The organism is Christiangramia gaetbulicola (genome assembly GCF_003054225.1).
GTDB classification, from domain to species: domain Bacteria; phylum Bacteroidota; class Bacteroidia; order Flavobacteriales; family Flavobacteriaceae; genus Christiangramia; species Christiangramia gaetbulicola.
The window spans coordinates 933160-956285 of record NZ_QBKQ01000001.1 but is presented as its reverse complement, the minus strand read 5'-3'; the positions used below and the strand labels follow the sequence as shown (position 1 = coordinate 956285).

20 protein-coding genes and 1 tRNA gene are annotated in these 23126 nt (G+C 42.6%); 7 read left to right on the top strand and 14 right to left on the bottom strand.

What is annotated here, in order from left to right:
* The first annotated feature begins 34 nt into the window (after positions 1-34).
* Together C8P64_RS04320 and C8P64_RS04315 are read left to right on the top strand one after the other, a co-directional pair.
* Positions 35-2176 carry a glycoside hydrolase family 97 protein gene (locus C8P64_RS04320; protein ID WP_108170800.1) on the top strand — a complete coding sequence of 714 codons (2142 nt, stop codon included), beginning with the start codon at positions 35-37 and terminating at the stop codon, positions 2174-2176.
* Positions 2177-2284: 108 nt separating this feature from the next.
* Positions 2285-2893: a hypothetical protein gene (locus tag C8P64_RS04315; RefSeq protein WP_108170799.1), complete on the top strand. Its 609-nt coding sequence runs from the start codon at positions 2285-2287 to the stop codon at positions 2891-2893.
* A 1-nt stretch (position 2894) separates the two neighbouring features.
* Here the strand turns inward: C8P64_RS04315 and C8P64_RS04310 are convergent, their stop codons facing one another.
* Together C8P64_RS04310 and C8P64_RS04305 are read right to left on the bottom strand one after the other, a co-directional pair.
* The gene (locus C8P64_RS04310; protein WP_108170798.1) at positions 2895-4121 is read right to left on the bottom strand and encodes a cysteine desulfurase-like protein; all 1227 of its coding nucleotides are present in this window, start codon (positions 4119-4121) and stop codon (positions 2895-2897) included.
* On the bottom strand, positions 4118-6487 hold the full coding sequence (locus C8P64_RS04305; RefSeq protein WP_108170797.1) for a S9 family peptidase: 2370 nt from the start codon (positions 6485-6487) through the stop codon (positions 4118-4120). The genes C8P64_RS04310 and C8P64_RS04305 overlap by 4 nt, the downstream gene beginning before the upstream one ends.
* Positions 6488-6720: 233 nt before the next feature.
* Here C8P64_RS04305 and C8P64_RS04300 point away from each other — a divergent pair, with 233 nt between their 5' ends.
* The gene (locus C8P64_RS04300) at positions 6721-8199 is read left to right on the top strand and encodes a M20/M25/M40 family metallo-hydrolase (protein ID WP_423738316.1); all 1479 of its coding nucleotides are present in this window, start codon (positions 6721-6723) and stop codon (positions 8197-8199) included.
* Between the two features lie 25 nt (positions 8200-8224).
* Here C8P64_RS04300 and C8P64_RS04295 read toward each other — a convergent pair whose 3' ends face one another.
* The 4 genes from C8P64_RS04295 to C8P64_RS04280 all read right to left on the bottom strand — a co-directional run bounded on the left by C8P64_RS04295 (position 8225) and on the right by C8P64_RS04280 (position 11179).
* Positions 8225-9379, bottom strand: coding sequence for a DUF3095 family protein (locus C8P64_RS04295; RefSeq protein WP_108170795.1), 1155 nt, complete (start codon positions 9377-9379; stop codon positions 8225-8227).
* Between the two features lie 66 nt (positions 9380-9445).
* Complete coding sequence (locus C8P64_RS04290) at positions 9446-9808, bottom strand: hypothetical protein (RefSeq protein WP_108170794.1); 363 nt, start codon at positions 9806-9808, stop codon at positions 9446-9448.
* A gap of 33 nt (positions 9809-9841) precedes the next feature.
* Positions 9842-10825 (bottom strand): DUF1028 domain-containing protein, encoded by a 984-nt coding sequence (locus C8P64_RS04285; RefSeq protein WP_108171281.1) that lies wholly within the window; start codon positions 10823-10825, stop codon positions 9842-9844.
* A gap of 54 nt (positions 10826-10879) precedes the next feature.
* Positions 10880-11179: a hypothetical protein gene (locus tag C8P64_RS04280; protein ID WP_108170793.1), complete on the bottom strand. Its 300-nt coding sequence runs from the start codon at positions 11177-11179 to the stop codon at positions 10880-10882.
* A 279-nt stretch (positions 11180-11458) separates the two neighbouring features.
* On the opposite strand from C8P64_RS04280, the gene C8P64_RS04275 reads away from it, so the two are divergent.
* A tRNA-Arg gene (locus tag C8P64_RS04275) sits at positions 11459-11530 on the top strand.
* A 52-nt stretch (positions 11531-11582) separates the two neighbouring features.
* On the opposite strand, the gene C8P64_RS04270 is transcribed toward C8P64_RS04275, so the two are convergent.
* A complete protein-coding gene (locus C8P64_RS04270; RefSeq protein WP_108171280.1) occupies positions 11583-12311 on the bottom strand; it encodes a phosphatase PAP2 family protein in 729 nt (242 codons plus the stop codon).
* A 3-nt stretch (positions 12312-12314) separates the two neighbouring features.
* Positions 12315-12890: a phosphatase PAP2 family protein gene (locus C8P64_RS04265; protein ID WP_108170792.1), complete on the bottom strand. Its 576-nt coding sequence runs from the start codon at positions 12888-12890 to the stop codon at positions 12315-12317.
* Positions 12891-13208: 318 nt separating this feature from the next.
* On the opposite strand from C8P64_RS04265, the gene ppdK reads away from it, so the two are divergent.
* From ppdK to C8P64_RS04250, 3 genes are all read left to right on the top strand, one after another.
* A complete protein-coding gene (gene ppdK, locus C8P64_RS04260; protein WP_108170791.1) occupies positions 13209-15941 on the top strand; it encodes a pyruvate, phosphate dikinase in 2733 nt (910 codons plus the stop codon).
* Positions 15942-16257: 316 nt separating this feature from the next.
* A complete protein-coding gene (locus C8P64_RS04255; protein ID WP_108170790.1) occupies positions 16258-16467 on the top strand; it encodes a hypothetical protein in 210 nt (69 codons plus the stop codon).
* 332 nt (positions 16468-16799) lie between these two features.
* Positions 16800-17279, top strand: coding sequence for a YqhA family protein (locus tag C8P64_RS04250; RefSeq protein WP_108170789.1), 480 nt, complete (start codon positions 16800-16802; stop codon positions 17277-17279).
* On the opposite strand, the gene C8P64_RS04245 is transcribed toward C8P64_RS04250, so the two are convergent.
* The 6 genes from C8P64_RS04245 to C8P64_RS04220 form a co-directional block, all read right to left on the bottom strand.
* Positions 17280-18293 (bottom strand): DUF481 domain-containing protein, encoded by a 1014-nt coding sequence (locus C8P64_RS04245; protein ID WP_108170788.1) that lies wholly within the window; start codon positions 18291-18293, stop codon positions 17280-17282.
* Positions 18294-18299: 6 nt separating this feature from the next.
* Positions 18300-19127, bottom strand: coding sequence for a hypothetical protein (locus tag C8P64_RS04240; RefSeq protein WP_108170787.1), 828 nt, complete (start codon positions 19125-19127; stop codon positions 18300-18302).
* A 96-nt stretch (positions 19128-19223) separates the two neighbouring features.
* Positions 19224-20384 carry a BamA/TamA family outer membrane protein gene (locus C8P64_RS04235; RefSeq protein WP_108170786.1) on the bottom strand — a complete coding sequence of 387 codons (1161 nt, stop codon included), beginning with the start codon at positions 20382-20384 and terminating at the stop codon, positions 19224-19226.
* On the bottom strand, positions 20381-21433 hold the full coding sequence (locus C8P64_RS04230; protein WP_108170785.1) for a hypothetical protein: 1053 nt from the start codon (positions 21431-21433) through the stop codon (positions 20381-20383). The genes C8P64_RS04235 and C8P64_RS04230 overlap by 4 nt, the downstream gene beginning before the upstream one ends.
* A gap of 15 nt (positions 21434-21448) precedes the next feature.
* Complete coding sequence (locus C8P64_RS04225) at positions 21449-22528, bottom strand: BamA/TamA family outer membrane protein (RefSeq protein ID WP_108170784.1); 1080 nt, start codon at positions 22526-22528, stop codon at positions 21449-21451.
* A gap of 30 nt (positions 22529-22558) precedes the next feature.
* A complete protein-coding gene (locus C8P64_RS04220) occupies positions 22559-23125 on the bottom strand; it encodes a hypothetical protein (RefSeq protein ID WP_108170783.1) in 567 nt (188 codons plus the stop codon).
* Between the last annotated feature and the right edge of the window lies 1 nt (position 23126).

Below are 23126 nucleotides of genomic sequence, written 5' to 3'. Positions count from 1 at the left end.
CTAATCCTGGCCTTTCTTTTTTAAAGAACCAAAAATGAAAAAAACTCTACTATTTACCCTTTTATGCCTGGTCTTCATTCAGGTTGCCATTGCTCAAACTTTAGAGTCTCCCAATGGAGAGCTCGTAATGCAATTTTCTCTTCAGGAAGATGGAACTCCAGTTTACAGTCTAACTTATAAAGACCAGGCGGTGATAAAGCCTAGTAAACTTGGCTTCGATCTAAGAGATGAAAAAGACCTTTTATCTGGTTTCAGTATTTCTGAAACCGAAGAATCTACATTCGACCAGACCTGGGAACCGGTTTGGGGAGAGGAAAAGGAAATAAGGAATCATTACAACGAATTAGAAGTAAACCTTCTTCAGGAGGAAACAGATAGAAATCTGATCATACGTTTCAGACTTTTCAATGATGGGTTAGGTTTTAGATATGAATTTCCGCAGCAGGGCAGCCTGGGGCATTTTGTGATCAAGGAAGAAAGATCTCAGTTCGCTATGGCCGGAGACCATACTGCTTTCTGGATCCCGGGAGATTATGACACCCAGGAATATGATTATACAGAATCTAAACTTTCTGAGATAAGAGAGACCATGGAAACTGCGATCACGGCAAATCTTTCCCAGACATCTTTCTCCAATACCGGGGTGCAGACATCATTGATGATGAAGACCGAAGATGGTTTGTACATCAATTTACACGAGGCGGCGCTAATAGATTATGCGACCATGCACCTTAACCTGGATGATGAAAAGATGATCTTTGAATCCTGGTTGACTCCAGATGTAAATGGGGACAAGGGTTATCTTGTGGCTCCAACAGTTTCACCCTGGAGAACCATCATAGTAAGCGATGATGCCCGTGATATACTTGCTTCAAAAATGACCTATAACCTTAATGAACCTATCGCGATTGAAGATCCTTCCTGGATCAAGCCAATGAAATACATTGGAGTTTGGTGGGAGATGATCACCGGCAAGAGTTCATGGAATTATACTGATGAATTTAAAGCGGTAAAACTAGGAGAAACCGATTTTGAAGCGGCTGAACCAAACGGGAAGCACGCTGCCAATACCGAACATGTAAAAGAATATATAGATTTTGCTGCTGAACATGGTTTCGATGGAGTTCTTGTTGAAGGTTGGAATATTGGCTGGGAAGACTGGTTTGGTCATTCTAAGGATTATGTTTTTGACTTTGTAACTCCTTATCCAGATTTTGATGTGGCAGAAATTCAGAACTATGCGGAAAGCAAAGGAGTGAAAATGATCATGCATCATGAAACTTCTTCATCTGTTCGTAATTATGAAAGGCATTTGGATACTGCTTACCAGTTTATGAACAAATATGGTTATCCTGCTGTAAAAAGCGGATATGTAGGAGATATTCTTCCGCGTGGAGAAAACCATTACAGCCAGTGGCTGGTAAACCATTATCAGTATGCACTTGAAAAAGCAGCAGATTACAAGATCATGGTGAATGCCCACGAGGCGGTGAGACCTACCGGGATTGCCCGTACCTATCCAAACCTTATAGGGAACGAATCTGCCCGTGGTACCGAGTACCAATCTTTTGGAGGTTCAAAACCTAACCACGTAACAGTGCTTCCTTTTACCAGGTTACTGGGAGGCCCTATGGATTATACTCCGGGAATATTCGAAATGGATCTTTCTAAACTGAATCCTGAAAATGATTCTAAAGTGAATAGCACCCTTGCCAATCAACTGGGATTGTATGTTACAATGTACAGCCCGTTGCAGATGGCAGCAGACCTTCCTGAAAATTATATGAGATTTCCAGATGCCTTTCAATTTATTAAGGATGTCGCGGTAGACTGGGACAAGAGTGTATACCTGGAAGCAGAGCCGGGAGATTATGTTACTGTCGCCAGAAAGGAAAAAGGAAGCACCAACTGGTTCGTGGGTAATGTGAATGGTAATGATGCCAGGACTGCCAGGATAAATTTCGATTTTCTGGATAAGGGAAAGACATATATCGCCACAATTTATTCAGATGCGCCGTCCGCTCACTATAGAATGAATCCGCAGGCTTACGAGATCAAGAAATATAGAGTAGATAGCAGGTCGAAACTTTCTCAATTATCGGCTCCGGGTGGTGGTTTTGCCATAAGCATTAAAGAGGCAGATAAAACGGACGCAAAAGATCTAAAGAAGCTATAAAAATTAATAAGCCTGAATCTGCCAATATAAACTTGACAGATTCAGGCTTATTATTTAATTTCGAGACAAATAAGCTCAAGCTTTTTCAAACTGAAAGGAAACTGGTCTATGATTAAGAAATTATTTTTCCTCCTGATCATCCTTTTTTCCATTCACAGTTACAGTCAGCGTTACAGAGATTATGAGATAGGCCCCATGCTCAATTATGAGCATACCTCCTTATATGTGGCAGATGATGTATTTGGTAACGGTGATGGTAAAGGATTCTCAATGTCTGGTTTTGAACCGAATTTTGGTGCGGGAGTATATTTCATCTATTATTTGTGGCCAAAAACGGGGCTGGGAGCAGAGCTTTTTTACCAGAAGACCACTTCTTCAGAATTACAGACCGATAATTACTACAACTCTCTAACCTTCATGCCTTATGTGAATTTTGATCCTTTCAGGCAGATCGAAAACTGGTATTTTGGAGGTGGAATTGGAGCTTCGTTCATACAGGAATCACCAGATTATGGCTCCAGCGTAAAAGAAGAAGACGTTCGGGTTATCACCATGCCGGTAAAGTTAACAACCTCTTACAGGATAAGGAACAAAATCACTTTTGAACTGGGAGCTCAGGCCGAATTATTCGAGGTGGTGAAAGATCAGGTGCGCAGAACTGCGGTTTATTTCGGGGTCAAAGTTCCTTTTAACCGTGTTTTTTGGCGTTACCGTTAGTCTAAAATATTCCTTTAAATACACCGATCAATTTTCTAACCTCTTCAGTAGTATTATAATGCACCAGGCTTACCCTTACCACGCCATTCTTTTCTTCAAGATCTAAAGCCTGAATTAATTTTTTGGCGTAGAAATCTCCAAATCTAATCCCGATCCTGTGACCATCCACTTTTTCCACGATCTCTTCACTTTTAAACTTCTCATGAACAAATGAAATGGTTGGTACCCTTTTAGATCTATCAGCTTCTGAAATTCCAATGATCCTGACCTCTGGAACGCTATTGAGATAATCTAAAAGCAGCGTAGCAAGTTTTTCCTCATGGGAAGCAATAAGCTCGAATGTCCTGGTAAGTCTTTCCTGGTAACTGGCCTTTTCAGCTCCAAAATGATGCCGGAATATTTCATCATAATATTCGATAATACCAAGCGTGCTATAGGTAAGCTCAAAATTGAAATTTCCTGGTTGCAGCTTATAGGGTACGCTCTCTTTACCTATGAAATAATGGTTAATGCTATCCAGTTTCGCCAGTTCTTCATACTTCCCATACATCACGGCCAGGTGGGGACCAAAGGTCTTATACCAGCTGAAAGTATAGAAATCTGCATCCAGGTCCTTAACATCTACCTTTCTATGTGGGGCGTAAGCCACACCATCAACGCAGATAAGGGCGCCGGCCTCGTGAACCGCTTGCGTGATCTTTTTGATAGGATTTATCGTTCCCAGGACGTTAGACGCATGGGTAACTGCGACCAGTTTCGTTCTTTCGGTCATTAACTTCTGAAGGTCTGAGATTTCTAGTTCCAGGGTTTCTTTGTTTACCTGCCAGGTCTTTACTTTGATTCCTTTTTCCTGAAGGTCCATCCATGGGGATACATTTGCTTCATGGTCTGTATCGGTCACGATCACCTCGTCTCCTTTTTTCCATTGGCTACTAATGGTAAGGCTCAGGATCCTTTGCAACATGGTGGTCGAGGAACCTATCACTACCTCTTCGTCTCTTGATGCATTCACCAGCTCGGCAATTCTGGAAGTGGCGTACTTTAATTTCCCACCTGCTTCTGCTGAAACTTTATAAGAAGCTCCTAATTGTACATTATGATGTACCAGGTAACCGCTAATGCGCTCAATGACCTTTTTCAGAACCTGGGAGCCACCGGCATTATCCATAAAGATAAAATCTCTGCTAAGCGCCGGGAACTGTTCCCGTACATATTCGATATCCATCATTCTTCCAGTAAATTTTCGTTAAACAATTCCAGGATCCTGCGGTATTCATCGGTCCAGCTGCTAGGTTCTACAAAACCATGTCCTTCTACCGGGAAAACGGCCATTTCCCAGTCTTCTTTCCCCAATTCTATAAGCCTTTGGGCCAGTCTCACCACATCCTGAAAATGTACATTGGTGTCTACCATTCCGTGGGCGATCAAAAGATCTCCCTGAAGACCTTCAGCAAAATAGATAGGGGAAGACCTGCGATAGGCGATGGGATCTTTAGAAGGTTCATTCAGGATATTTGAAGTATAACCATGGTTGTAATGCGCCCAGTCTGTCACCGACCTCAGGGCAGCCCCGGCCTTGAAGGTATCTGCTTCAGTGAACATCGCCATAAGGGTAATGAAACCGCCATAACTTCCACCATAGATTCCCACTTTTTCGGGATCGATATCATGGTTTTCAATAAGATATTTTACTCCGTCTACCTGGTCGGTAAGGTCCTTACCTCCCATATGGCGATAGATTCCGGTTCGCCAGTCTCTTCCATAACCCGCGCTTCCGCGATAATCTATATCGATCACGGTGTACCCAAGGTCGGTAAGCAGGTTGTGGAACATATATTCTCTGAAGTAGCTGGACCACCATTTATGGGCGTTTTGTAAATATCCCGCACCGTGAACAAATACTACTGCCGCGTCGTTCTTAACGCTTTCTTCGGGAACATAAAGTCTTGCCGGCACCATAGCACCGTCTCGAGCTTCAAATTTTATGAGTTCTGGTTCTCTCCAGTCGTAGGCTGAAAAAGCCTCAGATTGTCCACTGGTTAATTGCTGAGGTTCTGCATTTGAACTGGTCTTTTTCAAATATAATTCTTCCGGGCTATTCATATAAGAATAGGTGATGGCCATATATTTTTCATCTGGCGACAGGCTAACTTCATTTTTACCGGTCATACTGGTAAGTTTTTCAGTCTTACCTCCCATAAGCGGCATGCGGTAGAAATGTCTCTCTCCCGGGTGCACTTCAGAAGAAGTAAAGTACCAGTGCTTTTTATCGTTGGAGATCATTGGGTCAAAAACCTCGAAATCTCCCGGGGTAAGATCTTTTTTTTCTCCGCTGGCAACATTTAGTACATAAAGATGAGAGTAACCAGATTCTTCACTTTGGAAATAGATATGCTTATTGTCTGGCAACCAGCCCATGGTAGCATTTCCATAATAAGTATATCCTATCCCGGGTCCAGCCAGCCATGCTTCGTCTCTTTGTCTTTCGATAGATCTCAGGGTTCCTTTTTCCAGGTCTATGGCCGCAATCCAGCGGTCCTTGTTATCGGTAGACCTTAAATTCACCACAGCTTTTTCGCCGTTATCTGAAAAGTAGATCTTCGAAGGAATGATCTCTCTTTCTTCTTTTTCCCAGTCTTTGTCTGGATAGTCGGCTGTATAATCTGGCAGGTCTTTGATTCCTGGCAAATCTGAAAAGTCGATCATATACACCGTATCTTTTCTAAGATCATATAAGGCAAGCTCTGCCGTGTATTCCATATCTCCGACCTTACTTCTAGCGGGAAGGTCTACGGTATAACCGCTTTCGTCTACATAGTTCGGAACCACGGTTTCTTTACCGCGTTTACGTTCAATAAGGCTGAAACCGGCAAAATTCCCATTCGGCGAAATTTCAAGATTCCTGAGTTCCTTGCCCTGCAGGTAGAAAACAAAATCCTCATCTTCTTTTGTGGACTTTAGATAGGCTTCAGAACTTTCTTTTTCTTCCTTGCGTTGGTTTACAACCTCGAGTAGCTCCAGGTTCTCGCTCTCCAGCCAATCTTCTTTAGCTGAGGTATCCTTGTCTTTCTTTTGCTTTTCAGATCCCTTTTTAAAATGAGTGATCTGCTTTATACTCCCATTTTCCAGGTCGTAAATAAAGGCGTTGCCTTCTGCCTGGAAAGAGATCTTTCTGTCATCTGCCATGAATTCCGCATCCTGGATGGAGAAAGAAAGATCCAGTAATTCTCTTTTTTCTTTAGCCTTTAGGTCATAAATAAAAAGATCACCATTTTCTGTGAAGATGGTTTTAGAACGGGACTTATTGAAATCTCCAGATATAGGGATGATCTCCCTTTTTTCTTCTGCAGAAACGCTCAGGATCTTCGCCGGATTCTTAATATTAATGCGGTATAAAGAATCTGAAGGATTCCGGTCTGGATTGTAATCAAAATAAATGTTCTCGCTGTGGATACCCCACTTAACAGAGCTTGGGAAAGTTCCCATCCAGTCTGTATCCTGCATTACTTTTTCAACACTCAGGTCTGAGGTCTGGCCATAACTAATGGCGCTAGCGATCAGGAAGAAGGTTAGGGTATGTAAAATTTTAGGCATGTTCTTATTTTAAATTTTCAGATTTAAGGATTGCCAAGATAATTAATTTTCGCTCGTATTTTAAACTATATCAGCTTGCCGCGGTCTTATTTCATGTATTGGCAAAATTGCACGATATTGTAACCTCTTGAAATCAACCCAAAAACTTTTTACTTATGACAAACAGAGTACTCTCGGTTTTTATTCTCTTCTTTTTATCTACAGCAGTAATTTCTGCCCAGAGCAGGGAAGAAATGATCGATAAGATCGTAAAGGAAGCAGAAAATAATTCACAATTAGAACATCTTGCCCATGAATTGCTGGATGTTGTAGGTCCACGTTTGGTGGGAACTCCACAAATGAAGAATGCTCATGACTGGGCCGTGAAAAAATATAATAGCTGGGAAATACCGGCCAGAAATGAACAATGGGGAAAATGGAAAGGCTGGGAAAGAGGTATTACTCACATCGATATGATCTCCCCTAGAATTCAAAGCCTTGCGGGAAGACAGCTTGCCTGGAGCCCTTCAACAGGGAAAAAAGGTGTTACCGCTGAAGTGGTAATTCTTCCTGAAGCTAAAGATTCCCTCGATTTTGTTGAAAAACTGAAATCGGTGAAAGGAAAATTCGTAATGATCTCGATGCCGCAACCTACGGGAAGACCAGATGATAACTGGGAAGAATGGGCTACTAAAGAGTCATTTGAAAAAATGAAGACTCAGCGTGATTCCCTTGAAAAATTATGGGATGAAAGGTTAAGAAAAACCGGGCTTTCTAGAAGAGAACTGCCAAAAGCACTGGAAGAAGCCGGTGCTGAAGGAATCATTAGCTCTTACTGGTCTAAAGGCTTTGGGGTTAATAAAGTATTTTCAGCATATACTGAAGAAGTTCCAACGATAGATGTTTCCCTGGAAGACTACGGGATGTTATACCGACTTGCGGAATATGGCGATAAGCCAGAGATCAAGGTGGTAGCAGAATCTTCTGAACTTGGTGAAGTACCTACTTTTAATACCATCGCCGAGATCAAAGGAACTGAAAAGCCTGAAGAGTATGTGATCCTTTCAGCACATTTCGATAGCTGGGATGGCGCTACCGGGGCAACAGATAACGGGACGGGTACCCTGGTTATGATGGAGACCATGCGTATTCTTAAGAAATTATATCCAAATCCAAAAAGGACCATTTTGGTTGGGCACTGGGGAAGTGAAGAGCAGGGTTTAAATGGTTCAAGAGCTTTTGTAAAGGATAATCCTGAAATCGTAAATAATGTTCAGGCGGTATTTAACCAGGATAATGGAACGGGTAGAGTAGTTAATATCTCTGGAAACGGATTTCTTAATTCTTACGATTACCTGGGAAGCTGGTTATATGAGGTACCAGAGAATGTTAGCCAGCATATAGAAACTAATTTTCCGGGAACTCCGGGAAGGGGAGGATCAGATTATGCTTCTTTCGTAGCGGCGGGAGCTCCTGCTTTCAATTTAAGCTCTTTAAGCTGGGATTACTGGAACTACACCTGGCACACCAACAGGGATACTTATGATAAGATCGTTTTTGATGACGTAAAGAATAATGTGATTCTAACGGCTGTGCTTGCTTATATGGCCAGTGAGGATGAAGAAACTACTTCCAGGGATAAGATCGTTCTTCCGGTTAGCAGAAGAACCGGTGAGCAAATGACCTGGCCAGAGCCAAGGGATGCTGAGAGAGCAGGAATGCTGGAAGATTAGATAATTTTAGACACTATAAGAGCGGTCAATCCTGAAATTTTAATTTCAGCTGGTTGGCCGCTTTTGTATATCCACCATTTCCCCCATCAATAAAATGAATATGCTGGTCTGTGCTAATGTCTTTCACGTAACAGGACATGATGCTTTCTTCGCTCACGTGTACCCCATATTTAATTAGTTTCAACTTTTCAAGCTTATCCAGGTAGGCCATCAGCTTTTTACGCTGTGAGCGGTTACCGGTAATTACGGTATTTATGCGGCCGTCCAGGGTGAGATTGTCTGAAAGCTCGACCAGTTTCTGAAGATAGCTTATACCGGCATCGGTATTCCGCAGGTATAATTCCCCAAAATTGGCGATCATGAAGCTCTTTAGAAATGCAGGCAGGCTCCATCTTCCCAGTTTGGTTTTCATTTCATCCTTGATGCGTTGTAGCCCAGCCTTTATTTTCAGTCTTTTTACCGAAATAGGTTTCCTGCTGCCAACCGAGCCATAAATATCATCGATACTGGCCATGATCTTGGAATATATTCTTGAAAAATCTGATTCCTCGCAACCCGAAATGATCAAACTCACCACCTCCTGGTCTGCATTGGGAGGTTTTATCTTATCCCATTTGCATTCCATTCCGGTAAGGTTTAGAGGAGCGTCTTCTGAATAGGTTTCCAGGGGGAATTGTTCATTTTTGATCCTGTCTTCGGCATATTGCAATCCGTTTCCCAGCACCACGGGGATATTCAAAACCTGGTTGGCCTTGACCCTGGCGATCCTGAGGTCGATATTTTCGCTATAGATGTCGGCAACACTAAAACTGCCAATAGCGAGGGTAAAACCAAAGTTCTTTTCGGTATTCTTATTATGTTTTTCCAGGACCGAGAGTGCTTTTTCCCTGATCTCTCCGGGAATTAGGAAAGTAGCTCCATCGCCACCAAAAAAGAAGGGTACCGCGATCTTGTGAGCTTCGGCAAGGTTTAAAACGGCAATAACGCAACCGGTCGCGACCAGGTTCACCTGGTTATGATTTCCGCTCTGTACTGCCTGGGTAGAATTTCGAATATCGGCTACCAGCACATGCCAGTCCCCGGGAATTCTTGAAAAATGCTCCTTATTCCCGATGAGGGTACTAATGGAGGTATCATGAACTTCAAGATCTGAATAGAAATTAGTATTGGTAGCTTTCATACATTTTAGGTCGCAACAAAAGCAAAATAATTTCTATTTGATTTCGAGGTAGGATTTATGTTCTTTTTATTTGAGCTCTGCACCCACGGCTACGCTACAGTCATGTCCAGGCTCCCCGTGTGGAGGATTGATCCTTGGAGTTGCACTTTGCATTCTCACCGGTGATGTCTTTAACTGCGGAGTAGAAGAAGCGTTTGCACTTTCAAGTGGCGCTCCCACCGGAAGTTCGCAGCGATGTCCTTCCTCTCCATGGGCAGGATTGTATTTTAATTCAGCCGTTTTGGTCATCTTTTCCTTCATTTCTTCAGCAGAAGGTGTTTCGGTAACTGCTTCTTCTTTATCGGCTGTTTTTTCTTCATCCTTACAGGAGAAAATAAGAACCGAAAGAAGGCAGGCAAATATTAAGGATAGTTTCTGTATGCTTTTCATAACTAATTATTTAGACTTATAAATATATTTAATTTATTCTGTTATTTCTTTAAGTTCTTCTTCAGAAATGGTTAGAATTCCTGAAGGAGGTAACCTGGTGATCATTTCCTTCCAGTTCTTATCTGCTTTAAAAACAGTATTGAATATAGGTTTCGCTTCCTCTATTCTGCCAGAGTTGGCCAGGGCCACGGCTTTCCAGAATTTCATTTCCAGATTGTCTGGGAACATCTTCTCGGCAGCGCCATATTCTTTTAAGGCATTTTCCATATTGCCGGCTTCAACGGCAAGATCTCCGCGATTCATATGCTCATAAGCGCGGGCAACCTTTAATAACCTGGATAATTCTTTTATCGGGTTTTCGTGATCGTCTACCCTAAGGTCTATCTTTTTATCTTCCCAGCTATTTTCGGTCTTTTCAGGTCCAACCACGATAAGAGCTGCAGATTGTTTTCCGCGGATATCTCCACCTGCTTCCTGGGCCGCTTTTAAAGCTTCAACAACTCTTTCTGCGAGGGGATAATCTGAATATCTTACAAAGGCCTCAGCCATGGCTGGAACAACTTTATCGTTGACCATCATGTTCGCCTGTACCGAGAAATTTTTTCCCTGTAGATCTTCAGCGGCTTCCACACAATTTTTCCCGGTGAATCCTGAAACATTTCCACTGGCATCAAGGAAGGCTACCTGGCGGAAGTCTCGGCCTTCATCCTCTTCCACCAGCTGGGTTAAAGCCTGCTCGGCAGAAACTCCGTTAGCCATCAACTCCAGACCTTCAGGACCGTAAGCGGGATTCACAAAAGACTGGGTAGCTACCACTCCAACCCCGGATTTCCCCCAAGAAACAATGGAACCTACCGAAAACCAGTGGCTTTGTACTCCTACGGCCATTTCACCGGTAATAGTGTCTCTGGCTACGATAGAATAGGTATGTGCAAAAGCGTCTTTTTCTACTCCAATGTTCTGAGCTTGAAGGTTGGTAAGGCTTAGGATGAATATTAAAAGTAATAGTCTGTTCATAATTTCAGGCATAAGTTAAAGTCTAAAGATATGCATTATAGCTAACATCCCGGCTCATTCCCTAATCTTAGTAACCTGGAGATATACAGGGCCGCCATCTACTGGATAGCCTTCTATCTCTTCGGCATGTAAGTTTATTTTTTTTCCTGAATGCTCATCCAGGTCTATATTTTCACTCTTCAGGGCATAGAAAGTATTTTCAGTCTTAAGAATATGGGTGCCATACTGGTAAGTGGTAATACCGGCTGGTTCGATAATGCCCGAATAGGTATCCTCATTATTAGATTTTGTTGTTCCGCAAGCGATGGAAATCACCAATAAAATGCCAGTAAGGAGTATAGATTTAATTTTCATAATAGCCGACTTTAAACCGATCTCAATTTAGATTTTGTTCCTGGAAATTAAAAATAGAAGTTTTATATCTTGCTTTTTAATATCTAATAGAAAGCGCTTATTTTTGTTCGCAGTTGGCTTCATAGTTCAATGGATAGAATAGTCCCGAAGCATCGGGATCCTGAACTTTAGAGTTTTAAAAATATATTATAGCAACCGGCCTCATAGTTCAATGGATAGAATAGCCCCGAAGCATCGGGGTCCTAAACTTTAGAATTTTTAAAATATATTATAATAATTGGCCTCATAGTTCAATGGATAGAATAGAAGTTTCCTAAACTTTAGATCCAGGTTCGATTCCTGGTGAGGCTACTTTTAAACCTGTGGATTTTTAGATCTACAGGTTTTTCTGTTTTTAGCTGAATCAGGTTTTCGGGTCGCTTCTAAAGATTTCTATGAGGTTAAAAATAAGGATACAAAAGAAGACCCAGATCAAGCCGGCAATATAACCTCCCGCAATATCTGAAGGGAAATGCACCCCAAGGTAGATCCTGCTAATCCCGATGCTTAAGATGATAAAAGCAAGCATGGCTATAAGACCTGTTTTCAGAAATTTGTTGATCCTGAACCTGGTGCAGAGGTAAATTAGAAAACCGTAAAAGGCCATGGCGCTCATAGCATGACCACTGGGATAGCTTAAGGTTTCCACCGAAACCATATGCTCAATGCCAGGCCTGGCCCGGTTTATAAAACGCTTCAGCATCATGTTGGAAGCCGAAGCCAGTATCAATACCAGGGTAGATTGCAACACATATTTCCATCTTTTAAAGACGAGTCTGGAGATCAAAAAATAGATGGTAAGTACGATCAGATAGCCATAAAAATCACCAACCTTGGTCATAAAGACAAAGAAGTCGGTCAGGGCCGGGGTTCGAAAAGAGATCACGTACTCTGTGATCTTATCGTCCATACTGGCCAGCATATCCGTTTTTAAAGTGTCGGTAAGTTCAATAAACAAGTTGATACTGCTAACCACTATGATCAGGGCTATAATAGCAATGATGATATATGGCAGCTTATCGTCGTAAGCCTTAAATTTTTTCAGTAGAAAGTCCCTGATCCTGGATATGAATTCAATTAAGGTTTTCCGCATCATCTAGAATTTGTAGGTATAACCCAGTAAATACTGTCCATCTCCACTGCTAAACGTTAATTCCATATGCTCCTGCTGATATTCTGTAGTGAACAGCAAATTGCTGCCGAGACCAATTGCGGCTCCGGCGAGTACGTCCAGAATATCATGTTTTTTAGAATCTATCCTGCTCGCGGCGGTAAATCCGGCCAGGGCATAAGCAGGAATACTGTATTTAAAGCCGTAATGCCTGTGGATAAAGCCCGCGCTGTGAAATACTGTTGAGGTGTGCCCAGATGGAAACGAATTGTCGTTGCTCATATCTGGCCTGCGTTTATTGATGCCAAATTTTAATCCAAAGGTAACTGCCTCGGTTAGGAGCAAACCTTTGGTGAACTGCCAGGTTCCCTTTTTATCGCCGATAATGAAAGTGGTTCCAAGAGTGGCTGCCGGAAGGGCGAATAAGATCACATCCCCTACCTTCTGGGTAGTGCCAACTTCGGGTGGGGTTTCACTGGTATCCTGGGCGATTATGAACTGGCAGGAGATAAGCCAGAATACTAATATTACTGCCCAGCGGCGGGAGTTGAATTCAGGCATAAAAGCAGGTTAATTGGTGCATTAGGTTTAAATGTAGCAATTCATTTATTCAGATTTCGGTCTATCAAATGTAAAATTTTAAAATTTCAAGCTTCCTAAAGAAAAATTAAAGAATTGAAACTCATGCCGTAAAACAATATTAAATGGTTTCACCTGGAGGCTTTTTTTTCAATTTTTGAAACTGATTTCTAATCGATCTTATCGGTTTTCAATTCCCTGTAAAATAATCCCTTAGATGATCAATGTCATACTAAATCAGGCTATTCTTCTCTAATTTCAGTCCGTTAATATCTCTTTTCATTCAAAATAATCAGCATTATGGAAACAGCAATAAATACAAAGGCAAGGATATTCAGATTCGGGAATAAAACTGCCGACGGAACCAGGGACATGAAGAACCTTTTAGGTGGAAAAGGAGCCAACCTGGCTGAAATGAGCAGGATCGGTATTCCGGTTCCCCCGGGTTTTACGATCACCACTGAAGTATGTACAGAATATCATCAAAAAGGCAGGGAAGAGTTGATTGAAATTCTTAGACCTGAAGTTGAAGATGGAGTGAGGCATATAGAAAAGATCATGGGCTCTACTTATGGCGATAAGGACAATCCATTATTGCTTTCAGTTAGATCTGGTGCCAGGAAATCCATGCCCGGAATGATGGATACCGTTCTTAACCTGGGGCTTAATGATGAGACCGTGGAAGGTTTGATCAAAAGATCGGGGAACGAACGCTTTGTATGGGACTCTTACCGCCGGTTTATACAGATGTATGGAAGTGTGGTTTTAGGCATGAAGCCCGATAATAAGGAAGATAATGATGGTTTCGAGCAGATCATCGAGGAACTTAAGGAGAAACGAAATATAGAACTCGACACCGAATTTATTGTAGAAGATCTCAAGGCACTGGTTCGTGATTTCAAGGCTTTGGTAAAGAAAACTACTGGTGAAAGTATCCCTGACGATCCATGGGAACAACTATGGAACGCGACGATGGCGGTATTTAACAGCTGGAATGGTAAAAGAGCGGTGTATTACAGGAATATGCATGGATACCCTTCAGACTGGGGAACCGCAGTGAATGTGCAGGCCATGGTATTTGGAAATATGGGTGATAATTCGGCTACCGGGGTTTGTTTTACCAGGGATGCCGGCAGTGGGGAAAACGTGTTCAACGGCGAATATCTTATGAATGCCCAGGGGGAAGATGTGGTTGCGGGAGTAAGGACACCCCAGCAGATCACCAAACTGGGGTCGCAGCGCTGGGCTAAACTAGCGCGGGTAGATGAAAAGGAAAGAATCGAAAAATATCCTTCATTAGAAGAACTGTTGCCTTCACTTTATAAAGAACTGGATGAATATCAACAAAAAATAGAGGATCATTACCGGGATATGCAGGATATGGAATTTACCATACAGGAAGGTAGATTATGGATACTGCAAACCAGGGATGGGAAACGTACAGGTACAGCGATGATCAAGATCGCGGTAGACCTTCTTAAGGAAGGAAAGATCAATGAGAAAGAAGCCATACTTCGTATCGAGCCTATGAAACTGGATGAGTTATTGCACCCTGTTTTTGATAAGAATGCGCTGGAAAAGGCACATGTGATCGCCCAGGGACTTCCGGCATCACCAGGAGCAGCCACCGGCCAGATCGTTTTCTTTGCAGATGAGGCCTATAAGTTCAAGAATTCTATACTCGTGCGTACGGAGACTTCTCCAGAAGATCTTGAAGGGATGAACATTGCAAAAGGAATCCTTACTGCTCGTGGCGGAATGACCTCCCATGCTGCTGTGGTAGCTAGAGGTATGGGTAAATGTTGTGTTTCTGGCGCAGGTTCGCTAAGCATAGATTATAAGAGTCGCTCTATGAAAGCGGGTGATAAGGTTTATCATGAAGGCGACTGGATCTCATTAAATGGTAGTACCGGTAATATCCTGGAAGGAAAGGTTGCTACCGTTGAACCAGAACTAAGTGGAGACCTGGCTGAGCTTTTGGAAATTTCAGATCAGTTTGCGAGTATGAAGGTAAGAACCAATGCAGATACTCCCAAAGATGCTCTTGCTGCTAAAAATTTTGGAGCAAACGGTATTGGTTTGACCAGGACCGAGCATATGTTCTTTGGGCATGAAAGGATAAAAGCCATGCGAGAAATGATCCTGGCAGAAACTACCAACGGTAGAAGGAGAGCCCTCAGGGAATTGCTTCCTATGCAAAGGGAGGATTTTGAAGGTATTTTTGAAGCCATGCAGGGATTACCTGTAACGATCAGGTTACTCGATCCACCGCTGCATGAGTTCGTGCCTCATGAGCTTTCACAGCAAAAGGAACTCGCCAAGGAAATGCATATTTCTGTAAAACAGGTGAAAAACAAGGTAGATGAGCTAAAAGAGTTCAACCCAATGCTAGGCCACCGCGGCTGCCGTTTAGGAAATACTTATCCTGAGATCACCGAAATGCAGGCCAGAGCGATTTTTGAAGCGGCATTGAACCTCAAGGAAAAAGGCATTATAGTTAAACCTGAAATTATGGTTCCGCTGGTAGGTACTGTAAAGGAATTTATCCTTCAGGAGCAGATTATCAGGGAAGTCGCTGAAACTGTTTTCACTGAAAGAGAAAGCAGGGTAGAGTATCTCGTGGGTACCATGATCGAAATTCCCCGAGCGGCACTTACCGCAGATGAAATTGCAAAACATGCTGAGTTCTTTTCTTTTGGAACCAATGATCTTACCCAGATGGTATTTGGGTATTCCCGTGACGACGTTGGTAAATTCCTGCCGGTATATTACGAAAAAGGAATCCTGGGAGGAGATCCATTTGAAGCTATAGACCAGGAAGGTGTGGGACAGTTGATCAGGATAGGAATAGAGAAAGGAAGAAGTACCAAGCCAGATCTTAAGATCGGGATCTGTGGTGAACATGGCGGTGAACCATCCTCCATAGAATTCTGTTATAAACAGGGGATGAACTATGTTAGCTGTTCACCTTTCAGGGTGCCTATAGCACGTATAGCTTCAGCACAGGCGGCAATTAAAAATAACCGGGAATAAAATGAAAGATGGATAGATATTTTGATAGAAAGTGTTGAGGTCTGATAATAGTTTATTATCAGGTGAGGCAGACCCCTGGAGTTTTACTTCAGGGGTTTGTTATTAACAATAAACAAGACAAAGCTGGGATTTGAATTTTTTAAACTCAGTTTTCTAAATAATTTGTTAATTGTTAATATCCTGGTTAAAAACTATTTAGATGTAGTCTGAATATAAATCTTAAGTCTCATTAAATTGCACATACCCCAAGCCCACCCTACTTATAAAAGCTGGATTTAGAACCTACAGTAATCTGATTACTGATAAATCACACTTTATGAGACTTTTTTTGCGCCAAATCAAATTAATTGACCAATCGGTTACTGATATTAACATTATTAGTATCCTGTTCAAATTCTTTCTAATTACAGCTATCGCATTACTGGTATTTGTATTAACGGCAAAGACCTACGCCCCGAGCCCATTCAAGGACGGGAAAAAGCCAGTGCCAGAAATGCTTACAGCGAATCCACCAGCTCCATTTTAGCGGAGGAGTTGTGTTGAAAGGAACGTTCGGAAGTTCTTCCCAGGAACTCCCGGACGTTTTGTGTCTGAAAAAATGAGATCTAATAAGATCTTTGTTCTGAATATCCTTACAAATCCCACCTCAAGCGCATTTATTTCTACAAAATAATCCTGAATATTCCCCTGAATGAGGATGATATCTTTAATCTAAAATTTCACTTCTTCGAAAGGTCGGATGAGGTGTAAGACTCTGTTATTTAGAATTTTGTGTTTGTTTTTTTGTCAAATTGAACTAACTTCATAACGATTCTGGTTTAAATACCGATCATACTATTACTCACCAATCTTTTAATTATGCTGAATTTTCTCCTTAGGCTGAGGTTCCTGGTAGTTATCATTGTTCTATTTACATTTTTAAATTCGCTCATCCTCATCTTCCTGGCGGTAAAAAGATCGGTACACGCCTATGGGATCGTATTTTTTAATTTAGAAAGCGACAAACCGCCGGGGGTAGAGATACTGGAATCCATAGACCTGTTCCTAATCGGGCTGGTATTCCTTATTTTTTCTCTGGGACTAACTAAATTATTCCTGGGTAGGATAGGGGATGAAGATGATGAAAGTAATTTACCGAAGTGGCTTAGGATCAAAAACTTCTTTGAACTTAAAATTCTATTATGGCAAACGATCCTGGTTTCCCTGGTCGTGCTTTTTGTAGATCAATTATTTGAACATGAAGGGACTATGGAATGGAATCTTTTAATAGTGCCGGTCGCAATTTTAGTTCTTTCTGTAAGTATGGCGGTGATCCAGAAATATGAAAGGCATTCCTGATCAATTAAACTCCCAGCCAAGTCCGGTTTGTACCACATAATCCAGGTCTGTCGCTCCTTCTACGGCTTGGTTATCGTAGTTGAGGGTAAGTCCGGCTTTTATATAAAAATCAAGGGGGAGATCATATTTGGTATCCAGCACGTAATCTATCCTCCATCTGTCGCTTTCAGTTAAACTTGGATACACAATAAGCCTGGTTAATAAACTCCAGTCTCCAATATCATAAAGATTAAGCTCAGAACCTACATAAGCCTCGAGGGAATTCTGACTGGATATCTGGTTCTCAAAATTTTCGTTAACTCCCGAGATCCCACCCTCAGCGGCCAGGTAGGACACATTGGTGCGGATTATATATTTTCCCAATCCAGCCTTTAGGTTCGTTCTTAAATTCAGCAGCTGTTCAGTATTAGAAAGAAAAGAGATCACGGTACTATAGTACCAGTCCTTTTTCAGAAAGGCACGATAAGAGAGATCACCATCCTGGCGTCGTACCGTTGCTACTTCATCCTGGTTAGACCTTAATATGCTATAGCTGGCCTTTAACCACCATTTTGGTGCGGTATAGCCTATATTTGCCCTTCCGCCGATCTGGTAGAAATTATTTGCCTTGGTAAAACTATAATCGGCATCTATAGAGGCGTTGATCCTGCTCAAGAAATCTTTTTCGTAGGATTTAAAATAGACGATCTCATCTCTTTTAACCCGCACGGTATCCCCGCTTATCCTGTAGATCTCCCAATTTGGCTGAGCCACGCTGCTAATGGTTCCGTTAAGCCTGCGGCCATCAGTGAGATTGATCAAATAGGTACTTTCAGAATAAAGTTCACTTACTTTATCCCATTCTATCTTAAAATCGCTGTCACTATAATCTGTTTCAATAGTAATAACGCCTTTGTCTAAAGATTTTACCTCCCCAACCATGATATTATTATTGGTAAAGACGAGGGAGTCTTTTTGGGCCTTTGCCGTAAAATTGAACAGGATAAAGTAAAAAAGAACGATTATTCTCTTCATAAGCCATTATTTCGGGAAAAGAAGTACAAAAACAGCTCTGAAGCCCCATTCCGAAGTATTGGCATTGCCATAAGGTATTCTTGGACCTAGAGCTACCTGGGCCAGCTGGCTACCTAAACTAATCACTTTAGACCCGGTTAAATTAATGGTTCCAGAAGTAGCATCATAATCCCAGCTTTGGGTAAGTTCAGTATTCAGCGTGATGGCATATCCACCCGCGAAGTTTTTGGCGACAAAAGGTTGCAAAAACGTGGAATTCACATCTGGCATATCATCGTCACCGGCTACAGACCAGATATGGTTGGCCAGGGCACCAACAGTAATATCTCCAATTTGTTTAAGAACCACCCCGGTGGGACCTATCCCGAATTTTTTGGTTCCCAGATCATCGGTTGCTGTGGGAACCAGGAATACTGGCCCGGCACCCCAGATTAATCCTCCAGAAGTTGGCTCTTTAGGAGAAAAGAAAGCACTGGCCACCATATCGCCAAGGCCCGTTTGTCTTCCGCTATTTCCGAAGACATCATTTTGGGTGGTAATAGGCAGGATCACCCTGGCAATTAGGTTCCAGTCCTGGCTAATGCTTAATGGTATAACCGGTTGCACGTTGAGGGTAAATCTCCTTCCGTCATCTGGACCAACTCCAAAATCGAAATTTCCCTGGAAGGGCACACTAATAAGGCTTGCTACCGGGTTCTGTAATTTTTTTGCCAGCTCTTCAGCGCTGGGAGCTCCTTCTTGTTCTTCTTCCTGGGCGAGAGAAATAAGTGGAGAAAACAGGAGTAAAAGAACGATCAGGAATACCCTTGGCTGGTCATGTAAAAAATTTCTCATAATTAGAATTTTTAATTTTTGATTAGTTCATAGCCTGTAGGTAGCTTAAATCTACTAATTAATATTTATATAGTGCTGTAATTCAATTGTTAAGCTTTAGAATGCTTCGGTGAAATTAAAATACAGACCCGAGGTTTCGCGTCCAATTCCGAAGTCTATTCTCAAATTCATTCTTGGCTGTACTTCAAAGCGATATCCCACTCCCAGGTTAGGGATCCATTCGTTAATGGCATCGAGGTCGTTGGCGATACTACCTGAACCCAGCCAGACCGCGATTCCATGTTTGCTCAGTTCTTCGTTGGATTTCAGGAACATATGCCTCCATTCAGAGATGAGGTATACGCCGGTCCTGTCCCTGTACTGCCCATCTATGTAACCCCTTAGCGCATTGGTGCCACCTATCCTTGACAGTTCTTCATAAGGAATATCACCTGTCCCCACACGACCATATAATTTTAAGGCGAGGGTATTGCCTTCGCGGTTGAGCTGATGATAGGTCCTTATGTCCAGTTCATAGATATTATAATCGTTATCACTGCCCAGGTAATCGCCGTAGAAGGTCGCGTTAAAATTAACGAACCAGCCTTTCCAGGCGTTCACGGTGATATCACGGCTGTCGTAACTGCCCGTGAATTTCAAGCCGGCGTTATAGTTTTCCGGGCCAAATTCATTATAATAAGAGTTCTGCTCCATATATGGATTCAGTTCGGTAACCTTAGACCGGTTGAGGTCTACCCCCATACCGGCATAGATGTTTTTCATTAGCCTGAACATTACGGTAGGGGATATCTTATAGGATTCTCTTTTGTAGGCTGTGGTGCTATCGCCAAGGGAAAGCCGGTTGATCTCTGAAAAACCAACCCCGAAATAATTATCGTTGGCGTTGGAAAATTTACCTACGAAATTAATGCGTAGCTTATCCTGGAACCAGAAGGTGGCCATCTTAGCATTGAAGCCATAATTTCCCTTGGTGCTGAAAAAAGTATTTATGGGAATGGATGATCTCTGGATAAGAGAATCTTCGGCATTGGTTTTAAAGGTATATAAGATCCCACCTCCCAGAAGTAAGCCATTTTCAGGCGTATATCCCGGACCGGCCAGCACGCTCAGGAATGGTCTGCCTTCCTCAATGGCCGCCTCTTTCTTAGCCGCCCTTCTTTTCATGTAGCCCTTGATGCCTTTTTCCTGGGCATAGCCTTCTATACTGAATATGAACAGCAGCAGGATGCAGCAAAATTTTATCGGGCTTGATTTCATATTCCAAAGCGGTAATTTATAGAGGTCATCATTTGAAAACGCCCGGGACCAAATCCTGTTTCCAGCCTGTACCACCAGTGCTTGTTATGATTATATTGAAATCCTACTTGGAAAGACCACTCTCCAACGGGAACTTTATCGAAGGTATAACGCAAAGGTGTGCTGCCAACATCTCTCCCAGCCAGCCAGTTATCCAGAACATTCACCAGGCGGTCTACTACCAGTTTCTGCGGAAGGCTTAGCTCATCGTACCAGTTCATAGCTTCATCTGCGATCTGGGCTTTCAGGTCGTTAAGGTTATCCTGATCGAATTTGGAAAAGATGGTGGAAATAGGTAATTCTCCTCCGGAATCCTGGGTGATTCGCTGGTGTTGTATCCCAATAGTGGGAATAAAACTGCGGTTGCGTTTTCCCAGTTCGAAATTGCGCCCAAATCTTATCGATGAGACCATACCCTGCACGGGATCGTCTAGCGAACTAATATCTGTCCACGAATAATTCAAATTACCTACGGCAAAATAATTTCCGATTCCGTAAGCGACCACACCTCCAAATCCAAATGTTTCCCCGGTAGGATTTGCTTCCACTTCGATGTTCAGCGGGAAACCGATTTCAATATTACTCCGTGACTCAGACCTCGCGTAAATTCCATAAACGTTCAAGAAAGGAAACAACCAGGCATCTGCCCTGAAGTTGAGGATATTGGTCCGGTTTTTTACGGTCTTAAAGTCAACGAAATCTATGCTTACCAGGTCTGAATCTCCAAAACCAATTTGCGGATTTTCCAGATCGTATTTCGATTCCTGGTAGATGTAATTGGTCATTATTCCAAAAGGAAGTGGGAAATCTATCCCTCTTTCCCTGATCTTTCCACCAAAGATGGGTAGCACATACGGGTAGGGAATGGCAGCCAGGCTATCCCTTTCGCTCTTTTTTAATTTTGTGACCTGGGCATTCCCGGGAAGTGCCAGGAAAAATGCCAGTATCAAGAGCAGGATTACTGAAAAAGGATTTCTTTTATTTTCAAAAATTAGCTTTTTAGGGTTCATATCACGGGGGTTAAATTATCTGGAAAAGGCATCTGAAATTCTGAAACTCAGGCTCCAGTCGTCCCTGCCAACCGCCACATCAACGCCAATATTTATCTTTTCCTTGGGAAGCAAAAGATAGCGGACGCCGGTACCTATGCCAGGTAAAAAGTCATGTTCGAATATTTCGGAGATCTCGGGCACTACGGTGGCAAATCCACCGAAGAAGACCATCCCGAACTTCGGCATGAAATTATGCCTGTATTCGGCCTGCATGGAGTAAAGCTGGTCATCCCGGTACTTACCTTCAGAGTAGCCTCTAATATTATCTCCACCTACGGTATTCTGTCCCACGAAAGGAACGTCGCCGAAGGAACTTATGGAATAATAACGGGCCAGAAAGATATCCCGGCCAGATTTCAGTGGTTTATAAAGATCATAAGTGAGTTCCAACTGGTTGAAACCCGATTCGTTCCCCAGCCATTCTCCGGCCGTCTTAAAACTGGCCGTGATATTATGGCCAATATTCGGGTAATTCACATTGTTACGGGAATCACTTTGTATAAAAGTTCCCACATAGTTAATGGGAATATCTATGGTTGGCCGGCGCTCGGTAAAAGGAAGATCGAGATCGAACTCGGTACGGGCATTGGCGATCCCTCCCGATAGTCCCACATATAGATCTGGTGCTACCCGCCTGGCTACCTCGCCTAATAAGAACCTAATCTTGGTACTGTAATCTATAAAAGTGCCCCCGGCATAGAAATTCTGGTAGACCTGTAGATTTCCGTTTCCTACTCCTCCAGACAGCTTGGCTCTCCAGCGATCCTCGGCAAAATAGAACTGCTGTATGCCTATACCTATATAGCTCTCAGAAGTTGAATAGATCCCCGCTACCGTGGTAGAGGAAGAGGGAGAGATCGTATCATTAGCATTCAGTTTGTAGAAGGCAGCTCCAAGGAGACCATAAGAAAAACCTACGGTTCTGCTATAATTCACATAGGGAACCCCGGCTATTTTTATCTTCTTCTGTTTTTCTTCAGACTCTTCTTCTGCCTGGCTGAATAGCGGAGCACTAAAGCTGAAAAGAATAAGAAAAAGATAAAACTGTTTCATTTTAAGGAGGATTAGTTGGTATGGAAAGCTCTAAAATCCGCGGCCTATGCCCAGGGATAGATTCCAGGTGTTATAGGCGTCGAATTTGATGTCGTGGCCAATATTGACGAATATTTCCCATTTTTCGTGTATTTCCCAGTGCGGTTCTACTCCAAGCCTAAACAGGCCGAAACTTTCGTTCGCTTCATATTCCACACCTCCACCGGCAACCAGGCTTAACCATTCTATTGGCTGAAAGGATAAGGCTCCTACCAGGGCAATGGGATTTTCCCTTTCTATGACAGATTCTGAACTGTGCTCATCTTCCACCTCAAAGGTTTCTATGATCATGTCGCTATGTAAACCTATGGCCCATTTTTCGGTGAACCAGAAATTATAATCCAGCATCCAGGAGGGTAAGACCAGCCATTGTTTTTCACCATTTTCAACTCCTGAGTTAATATGAGCGTGACCTATCCCCAGGGATATCACATTCTTATGCCGGTGTTCCTCATGCCGCTCATGTTCGGCTTCAAGTTCTGTTTCTTCCTGAGCAGATAGATTTAAACCGAACAGGCAGAGGAAAACAAGCAGGCTACATCTTGCTAAATTTTTCATA

Bases quoted from the DNA above. Each gene is read 5' to 3' on its own strand.
- C8P64_RS04220 (WP_108170783.1), bottom strand. From the start codon at position 23,125: ATGAAAAATTTAGCAAGATGTAGCCTGCTTGTTTTCCTCTGCCTGTTC.
- C8P64_RS04300 (WP_423738316.1), top strand. From the start codon at position 6,721: ATGATCGATAAGATCGTAAAGGAAGCAGAAAATAATTCACAATTAGAA.
- C8P64_RS04250 (WP_108170789.1), top strand. From the start codon at position 16,800: ATGCTGAATTTTCTCCTTAGGCTGAGGTTCCTGGTAGTTATCATTGTT.
- C8P64_RS04320 (WP_108170800.1), top strand. From the start codon at position 35: ATGAAAAAAACTCTACTATTTACCCTTTTATGCCTGGTCTTCATTCAG.
- C8P64_RS04240 (WP_108170787.1), bottom strand. From the start codon at position 19,127: ATGAGAAATTTTTTACATGACCAGCCAAGGGTATTCCTGATCGTTCTT.
- C8P64_RS04295 (WP_108170795.1), bottom strand. From the start codon at position 9,379: ATGAAAGCTACCAATACTAATTTCTATTCAGATCTTGAAGTTCATGAT.
- C8P64_RS04285 (WP_108171281.1), bottom strand. From the start codon at position 10,825: ATGAACAGACTATTACTTTTAATATTCATCCTAAGCCTTACCAACCTT.
- C8P64_RS04245 (WP_108170788.1), bottom strand. From the start codon at position 18,293: ATGAAGAGAATAATCGTTCTTTTTTACTTTATCCTGTTCAATTTTACG.
- C8P64_RS04270 (WP_108171280.1), bottom strand. From the start codon at position 12,311: ATGCGGAAAACCTTAATTGAATTCATATCCAGGATCAGGGACTTTCTA.
- C8P64_RS04315 (WP_108170799.1), top strand. From the start codon at position 2,285: ATGATTAAGAAATTATTTTTCCTCCTGATCATCCTTTTTTCCATTCAC.
- C8P64_RS04255 (WP_108170790.1), top strand. From the start codon at position 16,258: ATGAGACTTTTTTTGCGCCAAATCAAATTAATTGACCAATCGGTTACT.
- C8P64_RS04290 (WP_108170794.1), bottom strand. From the start codon at position 9,808: ATGAAAAGCATACAGAAACTATCCTTAATATTTGCCTGCCTTCTTTCG.
- C8P64_RS04225 (WP_108170784.1), bottom strand. From the start codon at position 22,528: ATGAAACAGTTTTATCTTTTTCTTATTCTTTTCAGCTTTAGTGCTCCG.
- C8P64_RS04305 (WP_108170797.1), bottom strand. From the start codon at position 6,487: ATGCCTAAAATTTTACATACCCTAACCTTCTTCCTGATCGCTAGCGCC.
- C8P64_RS04230 (WP_108170785.1), bottom strand. From the start codon at position 21,433: ATGAACCCTAAAAAGCTAATTTTTGAAAATAAAAGAAATCCTTTTTCA.
- C8P64_RS04280 (WP_108170793.1), bottom strand. From the start codon at position 11,179: ATGAAAATTAAATCTATACTCCTTACTGGCATTTTATTGGTGATTTCC.
- C8P64_RS04310 (WP_108170798.1), bottom strand. From the start codon at position 4,121: ATGATGGATATCGAATATGTACGGGAACAGTTCCCGGCGCTTAGCAGA.
- ppdK (WP_108170791.1), top strand. From the start codon at position 13,209: ATGGAAACAGCAATAAATACAAAGGCAAGGATATTCAGATTCGGGAAT.
- C8P64_RS04265 (WP_108170792.1), bottom strand. From the start codon at position 12,890: ATGCCTGAATTCAACTCCCGCCGCTGGGCAGTAATATTAGTATTCTGG.
- C8P64_RS04235 (WP_108170786.1), bottom strand. From the start codon at position 20,384: ATGAAATCAAGCCCGATAAAATTTTGCTGCATCCTGCTGCTGTTCATA.